This window comes from Streptomyces sp. WG7, assembly GCF_049975785.1.
Taxonomy (GTDB): Bacteria; Actinomycetota; Actinomycetes; order Streptomycetales; family Streptomycetaceae; genus Streptomyces.
On record NZ_JBNGGE010000005.1, the window covers coordinates 285,742 to 292,595 of the forward strand.

Below are 6,854 nucleotides of genomic sequence, written 5' to 3' on the forward strand. Positions count from 1 at the left end.
CACGGCTGGTGATAAAGGTCAACGGTCGTAAATGGGGCATCAATTGTTCAAGATCAGGAAGTGGATGTGACTATCGATACGTTTAACGGAAGCAGTGAATATCAGATGAATTCTCTTCTTCGTCGGCATGTGGCGCCCGTTACCGCGGATCGACGAACGCGCTCCATCAAGGTGCGCGCTCCCCTGCAGTGCGGGCCCCTTCCGCGGTCACTGGTGATCCTGGGCGCGTTCGGCGGAGAGTGACCGGTGGAACCGGGGAACACCGCCGCCCCCTCGTGAAAGGCGGCCGTGACCTACCAGTGATCGGCGTCGACGATTTCGCCCTGCGCCGGCGGCACCGCTATGCAACCGTGGTGATCGACCCCGAGACCCATGAGCGGATCGACGTGCTGCCTGACCGCACGGCCGCCACGCTGGAGTTGTGGCTGCGTGAGCATCCGTGTCGAGGTCGTGTGCCGCGACGGCTCAGCTACCTACGCCGAGGCCATCCGCCGCGCCCGCCCGATGCGGTCCAGGTCGCGGACAGGCCAGCGGGCGTATTACCTGGTGCACGCGCCGCTCGACACGCCGCTGGCGGAGATCGTACGGGCCGCCGGGGCCCGCTGGGCGATCGAGGAATGCTTCCAGGCCGCCAAGAACGAGGCCGGCCTGGATCATTACCAGGTCCGCCACTACCGGGCCTGGTACCGGCACATCACCTTGGCCATGGCAGCCGCCGCCCACCTGACCGCACTCCGCGTCAACACCGGTGAAAAGGGGGAGGCGCAGTCCTGCCCGGTGGCCGGATCGGACACGGTGAAGCGGGCGGACAACGGAGCGATTTCCAGCGCGTGCACCTTCCAGCCGCGGGCTTCCAGGCCGGCACGGAGCGTGCCGGCGATGTCGGCCATGGGCGCCGGGTTCTCGGTGGCGACATCGAGGTCCTGGCTGGGGCGGTTCACGAGATGGTGGGCCCGCACGGCGTACCCACCGGTGAGGACCAGGGGATACGGGGAGCCGAGGGCGATCACATCCGCCAGGAGCCGCGTGTGCAGCTCCGGCATGTCCGTCACGCGGCTGCCCTGGTGCGGGAGGCGAGCTGGGGGAAGGCGTCTTCCCATACGGTGCGCACGCTGCGGCCGACGAGAGTGCGCAGCACTGGCCACAGCTGGAGAAGCAGGTCCCGGTCGAGGTAGCGGGGCAGGTCGTCGCGCAGGCCCTCGTGCAGGACGGTGCGGTACAGGCCCATGCGCTGGCGAGGGTTGCCCAGGTCGTACGAGGTCATTCCCGACCAGGCCATGTGCAAGGGCAGCTCCACGGCTCCCTGGGTCGGGCCGTGCAACTCGTCCAGCGACTCCGGCAGTCGTCGCCGGAACTTCTCCCGGTACAACGTGAGATCCTCAGCGGCCGCGTCCGAGAGGCCGCTCGGCGCGGGTCCGGGGCGCTGTGGGGTGGAGGGCATGCCTCCACTATGACCACCTGGGGAGCGGTAAGGGGCATGATGCGCGAGCTTGCCTCCGCAGTGAGCGGGACGGGCTCGTGGAGGGTGCCTGAGCGTGGCAGCAAGGCAGTGAGTCGAGAACCCGACCCGACCCGACCTGTCCTCGCCCATGAGTCGCTCATGCCGGCGCCCTGCCCATGACCCATCACATGCAGTGCCGGGCAATCCTCTCCTCAGCCCCCGGCACCGGCAGTCTTCCGGCTCGGTCCAAAAGTCCCTGAGAAGTCCCACAGACGAAGCCGAGTCCCCTCCTGGCTCGCATACGTGGAGGTCAGGAGGGGACTCGCGTTACTTTTTCTTAGAGCTTTCAGATGTCCCGGAAGATCTCGATCTGCGCCCCGATCGAGTTCAGCCGCTCCGCCAGGTCCTCGTACCCCCGGTTGATGACGTACACGTTGCGCAGCACGGACGTGCCCTCCGCCGCCATCATCGCCAGCAGGACCACCACGGCGGGGCGCAGGGCCGGCGGGCACATCATCTCGGCGGCGCGCCAGCGGGTGGGGCCCTCGACCAGGACGCGGTGGGGGTCCAGGAGCTGGAGGCGGCCGCCCAGGCGGTTGAGGTCGGTCAGGTAGATGGCGCGGTTGTCGTAGACCCAGTCGTGGATGAGGGTCTGGCCCTGAGCCGAGGCCGCGATGGCCGCGAAGAAGGGGACGTTGTCGATGTTCAGGCCCGGGAAGGGCATCGGGTGGATCTTGTCGATGGGCGCCTCCAGCTTCGACGGCCGGACGGTGAGGTCCACCAGGCGCGTACGGCCGTTGTCGGCGAAGTACTCGGGCGTGCGGTCGTGGTCGAGGCCCATCTCCTCCAGGACCGCCAGCTCGATCTCCAGGAACTCGATGGGGACGCGGCGGACCGTCAGCTCCGACTCGGTGACCACGGCGGCGGCGAGCAGGCTCATCGCCTCGACCGGGTCCTCGGAGGGGGAGTAGTCCACGTCGGCGTCGATGACCGGCAGGCCGTGCACGGTGAGGGTGGTGGTGCCGATGCCCTCGACCCGTACGCCCAGGGCCTCCAGGAAGAAGCAGAGGTCCTGGACCATGTAGTTGGAGGAGGCGTTGCGGATGACGGTGACGCCGTCGTGGCGGGCGGCGGCGAGGAGCGCGTTCTCGGTGACCGTGTCGCCCCGCTCGGTCAGCACGATCGGCCGGTCCGGGCGTACCTGACGGTCGACCACCGCGTGGTAGTGGCCCTCGGTCGCGGCGACGTCCAGGCCGAACCGGCGCAGCGCGATCATGTGCGGCTCGATGGTCCGGGTGCCGAGGTCGCAGCCACCCGCGTAGGGCAGCCGGAAGCGGTCCATGCGGTGCAGCAGCGGGCCGAGGAACATGATGATCGAGCGGGTGCGGACGGCCGCCTCGGCGTCGATGGCCTCCATGTCCAGCTCGGCCGGCGGCACGAGTTCCAGATCGGTGCCGTCGTTGATCCAGCGGGTGCGTACGCCGATGGAGTTCAGCACCTCCAGGAGGCGGTAGACCTCCTCGATGCGGGCGACCCGGCGGAGCACCGTGCGCCCCTTGTTGAGCAGCGAGGCGCACAGCAGGGCCACGCAGGCGTTCTTGCTGGTCTTGACGTCGATGGCGCCGGAGAGGCGCCGGCCGCCGACCACACGCAGGTGCATCGGACCCGAGTAGCCGAGAGAGACGATTTCGCTGTCCAGCGCTTCGCCGATGCGGGCGATCATCTCAAGGCTGATGTTCTGGTTGCCGCGCTCGATGCGGTTGACGGCGCTCTGACTGGTGCCGAGCGCCTCCGCAAGCTGTGACTGTGTCCAGCCACGGTGCTGCCGGGCGTCACGGATGAGCTTGCCGATGCGTACGAGGTAGTCGTCTGCCATGAGGTTGAGGCTATCTCAGATATGAGATGTCGCCTCTCGGGGGGTCCGCCCGGGTGACGAGCTGTCAACGCCGCCTCAATGATGCCGGGTCGAGCGAGTACGCCGCCACCCGAAAGGTCCGGGCAAATCCCACGATGTCGTACGACGTCCCGTGCTGCTGCGGGTGTGGCGCGGGCCGTTCCGGCCGCCGGTCGTGAGGGACCAGGAACGTTTGTTGATGTTCAGCCGTACTCCGGGGAGGATCCGGAAGCTCTTGCGGAACGTGAGGGGCATCGTGCCTCCTGCCGAGTCGTGCCGGGTGGTCCCGGTGCGAGTCGGATACCCCCGTTCGGCGTAGTGATGGCCGCACGGGTCACTCGGGATGGGGTGCACGCCACACCGCGCCCGGGCATGACCAGGCCGCCCCCATGTACTAGAGTTATCTCGACATCGAGATATCTGCCGAGGCGCACCGCAGCCGCCACCCTGGTAAGGGCTCCCTAACTTAGCCTTACCTTAGCGGATCGGCCAGGGCGGCGTGGCGGCAGGATGCGGTGGTACGCGCACATAAATGAAGGAGACTGTCGTGTCGGCGAACAGCTTCGACGCCCGCAGCACACTGCAGGTGGGCGACGAGTCGTACGAGATCTTCCGGCTGGACAAGGTCGAGGGCTCCGCGCGCCTTCCCTACAGCCTGAAGGTGCTGCTGGAGAACCTGCTCCGCACCGAGGACGGCGCGAACATCACCGCCGACCACATCCGCGCCCTCGGCGGCTGGGACTCGCAGGCCCAGCCGTCGCAGGAGATCCAGTTCACGCCGGCCCGCGTGATCATGCAGGACTTCACCGGCGTGCCCTGCGTGGTCGACCTCGCCACCATGCGTGAGGCAGTCAAGGCGCTGGGCGGCGACCCGAACAAGATCAACCCGCTCTCCCCGGCCGAGATGGTCATCGACCACTCCGTCATCGCCGACAAGTTCGGCACCAACGACGCCTTCCAGCAGAACGTCGACCTGGAGTACGGCCGCAACAAGGAGCGCTACCAGTTCCTGCGCTGGGGCCAGACCGCCTTCGACGACTTCAAGGTCGTCCCGCCGGGCACCGGCATCGTCCACCAGGTGAACATCGAGCACCTGGCCCGCGTCGTCATGACCCGTGACGGCAAGGCCTACCCCGACACCCTGGTCGGCACCGACTCGCACACCACCATGGTCAACGGCCTCGGCGTCCTCGGCTGGGGCGTCGGCGGCATCGAGGCCGAGGCCGCGATGCTCGGCCAGCCGGTCTCCATGCTGATCCCGCGCGTCGTCGGCTTCAAGCTGACCGGCGAGCTGACCCCCGGCACCACCGCCACCGACCTGGTGCTCACGATCACCGAGATGCTGCGCAAGCACGGCGTCGTCGGCAAGTTCGTCGAGTTCTACGGCGAGGGCGTGGCGGCCACGAGCCTCGCCAACCGCGCCACCATCGGCAACATGTCGCCGGAGTTCGGCTCCACCGCCGCGATCTTCCCGATCGACGACGAGACGCTGAACTACATGCGCCTGACCGGCCGCAGCGACCAGCAGGTCGCCCTGGTCGAGGCGTACGCCAAGCAGCAGGGCCTCTGGCTGGACCCGAAGGCCGAGCCGGACTTCTCCGAGAAGCTGGAGCTCGACCTGTCGACGGTCGTGCCGTCCATCGCCGGCCCGAAGCGCCCGCAGGACCGCATCGTCCTCGCCAACGCCGCCGAGCAGTTCAAGCAGGACGTGCGCAACTACGTCGACAGCGTGGACGAGGCGGGCCAGGAGTCCTTCCCGGCCTCCGACGCCCCCGCCGTCTCCAACGGCGTGCCGTCCAACCCGGTCCCGGTCACCGCCCCCGACGGTACGACCTACGAGCTGGACCACGGTGCGGTGACGGTCGCGGCCATCACCTCCTGCACCAACACCTCCAACCCGTACGTCATGGTCGCCGCCGCCCTGGTGGCCAAGAAGGCGGTCGAGAAGGGCCTGACCCGCAAGCCGTGGGTCAAGACCACCCTCGCCCCGGGCTCCAAGGTCGTCACTGACTACTTCGAGAAGGCGGGCCTGACCCCGTACCTCGACAAGGTCGGCTTCAACCTCGTCGGCTACGGCTGCACCACCTGCATCGGCAACTCCGGCCCGCTGCCGGACGAGGTCTCCAAGGCCGTCAACGACCACGACCTCGCCGTCACCTCGGTCCTCTCCGGCAACCGGAACTTCGAGGGCCGGATCAACCCCGACGTCAAGATGAACTACCTGGCGTCGCCGCCGCTGGTCGTCGCCTACGCGCTCGCGGGCTCCATGAAGGTGGACATCACCAAGGAGGCCCTGGGCACCGACCAGGACGGCAACCCGGTCTTCCTGAAGGACATCTGGCCCACCGAGGCCGAGGTCAACGAGGTCGTCGCCAGCGCCATCGGCGAGGACATGTTCTCCAAGTCCTACAGCGACGTCTTCGCGGGCGACGCCCAGTGGCAGGCGCTGTCGATCCCGACCGGCGACACCTTCGAGTGGGACGCCGAGTCCACCTACGTCCGCAAGCCCCCGTACTTCGAGGGCATGGGCATGGAGCCGGCCCCGGTCGAGGACATCTCCGGCGCCCGCGTGCTCGCCAAGCTGGGCGACTCGGTGACGACGGACCACATCTCGCCCGCCGGTGCCATCAAGGCCGACACCCCGGCCGGCAAGTACCTGACGGAGCACGGCGTCGAGCGCCGCGACTTCAACAGCTACGGCTCGCGCCGCGGCAACCACGAGATCATGATCCGCGGTACGTTCGCCAACATCCGCCTGCGCAACCAGATCGCGCCGGGCACCGAGGGCGGCTACACCCGCGACTTCACCCAGGACGGCGGTCCGGTGTCGTTCATCTACGACGCCTCCCGCAACTACATCGAGCAGAACATTCCGCTCGTCGTCCTGGCCGGCAAGGAGTACGGCTCCGGCTCGTCCCGCGACTGGGCCGCCAAGGGCACCGCGCTCCTCGGCGTCAAGGCCGTCATCGCCGAGTCCTACGAGCGCATCCACCGCTCGAACCTCATCGGCATGGGCGTCCTGCCGCTCCAGTTCCCGGAGGGCCAGTCCGCGGCCTCCCTCGGCCTGACCGGCGAGGAGTCCTTCTCCGTCTCCGGCGTCACCGAGCTGAACGAGGGCACCACCCCGCGCACGGTGAAGGTCACCACCGACACCGGTGTCGAGTTCGACGCGGTCGTCCGCATCGACACCCCCGGTGAGGCGGACTACTACCGCAACGGCGGCATCCTGCAGTACGTGCTGCGCAGCCTGATCACCAAGTAGGCGGTACGGCACAGCGGTTCAGGGCCGCATCCCCGGCGACGGGGGTGCGGCCCCGCGCGCGTTCCGGCGCGGGGCGGGTTGCGTGACCACCGGTGCCTCGGGGCAGGGTGGCATCCGTCACCTGTGGGGAACGGGACGGCGCACGGGAGTGGGGGGGGGGGGGGGGGGGGGGGGGGGGCCGGCCCCCCCCCCCCCCCCCCCCCCCCCACCCCCCCCCCCCCCCCCCCCCCCCCCCCACACCCACCCCCCCCCCCCCC

Annotated in this window: 4 protein-coding genes and 3 pseudogenes; 3 read left to right on the plus strand and 4 right to left on the minus strand. The window is 68.8% G+C overall.

Annotation, left to right across the window (positions count from 1 at the left end; translation table 11 throughout):
• Positions 1-284: 284 nt before the first annotated feature.
• Together ACP4J0_RS08575 and ACP4J0_RS08580 are read left to right on the plus strand one after the other, a co-directional pair.
• Positions 285-527 (plus strand): annotated as a pseudogene (locus tag ACP4J0_RS08575) (transposase); the annotation flags it as partial.
• Positions 514-738, plus strand: a pseudogene (locus ACP4J0_RS08580) (IS701 family transposase); the annotation flags it as partial. The pseudogenes ACP4J0_RS08575 and ACP4J0_RS08580, both read left to right, overlap by 14 nt.
• On the opposite strand, the pseudogene ACP4J0_RS08585 reads toward ACP4J0_RS08580, so the two are convergent.
• The 4 genes and pseudogenes from ACP4J0_RS08585 to ACP4J0_RS08600 all read right to left on the minus strand — a co-directional run.
• Positions 738-1,043 (minus strand): annotated as a pseudogene (locus tag ACP4J0_RS08585) (nucleotidyl transferase AbiEii/AbiGii toxin family protein); the annotation flags it as partial. The pseudogenes ACP4J0_RS08580 and ACP4J0_RS08585 overlap by 1 nt on opposite strands.
• A gap of 5 nt (positions 1,044-1,048) precedes the next feature.
• Positions 1,049-1,441 carry a hypothetical protein gene (locus ACP4J0_RS08590; RefSeq protein ID WP_426598008.1) on the minus strand — a complete coding sequence of 131 codons (393 nt, stop codon included), beginning with the start codon at positions 1,439-1,441 and terminating at the stop codon, positions 1,049-1,051.
• Between the two features lie 346 nt (positions 1,442-1,787).
• Positions 1,788-3,317 carry a helix-turn-helix domain-containing protein gene (locus ACP4J0_RS08595; RefSeq protein ID WP_426598009.1) on the minus strand — a complete coding sequence of 510 codons (1,530 nt, stop codon included), beginning with the start codon at positions 3,315-3,317 and terminating at the stop codon, positions 1,788-1,790.
• Between the two features lie 75 nt (positions 3,318-3,392).
• Entirely contained in the window at positions 3,393-3,590 is a 198-nt protein-coding gene (locus ACP4J0_RS08600; RefSeq protein ID WP_426598010.1) for a DUF4236 domain-containing protein, read from the minus strand.
• A gap of 292 nt (positions 3,591-3,882) precedes the next feature.
• Between ACP4J0_RS08600 and acnA the strand changes: the two genes are divergently transcribed.
• Positions 3,883-6,597, plus strand: coding sequence for an aconitate hydratase AcnA (gene acnA / locus ACP4J0_RS08605; protein ID WP_426598011.1), 2,715 nt, complete (start codon positions 3,883-3,885; stop codon positions 6,595-6,597).
• Positions 6,598-6,854: the final 257 nt, after the last annotated feature.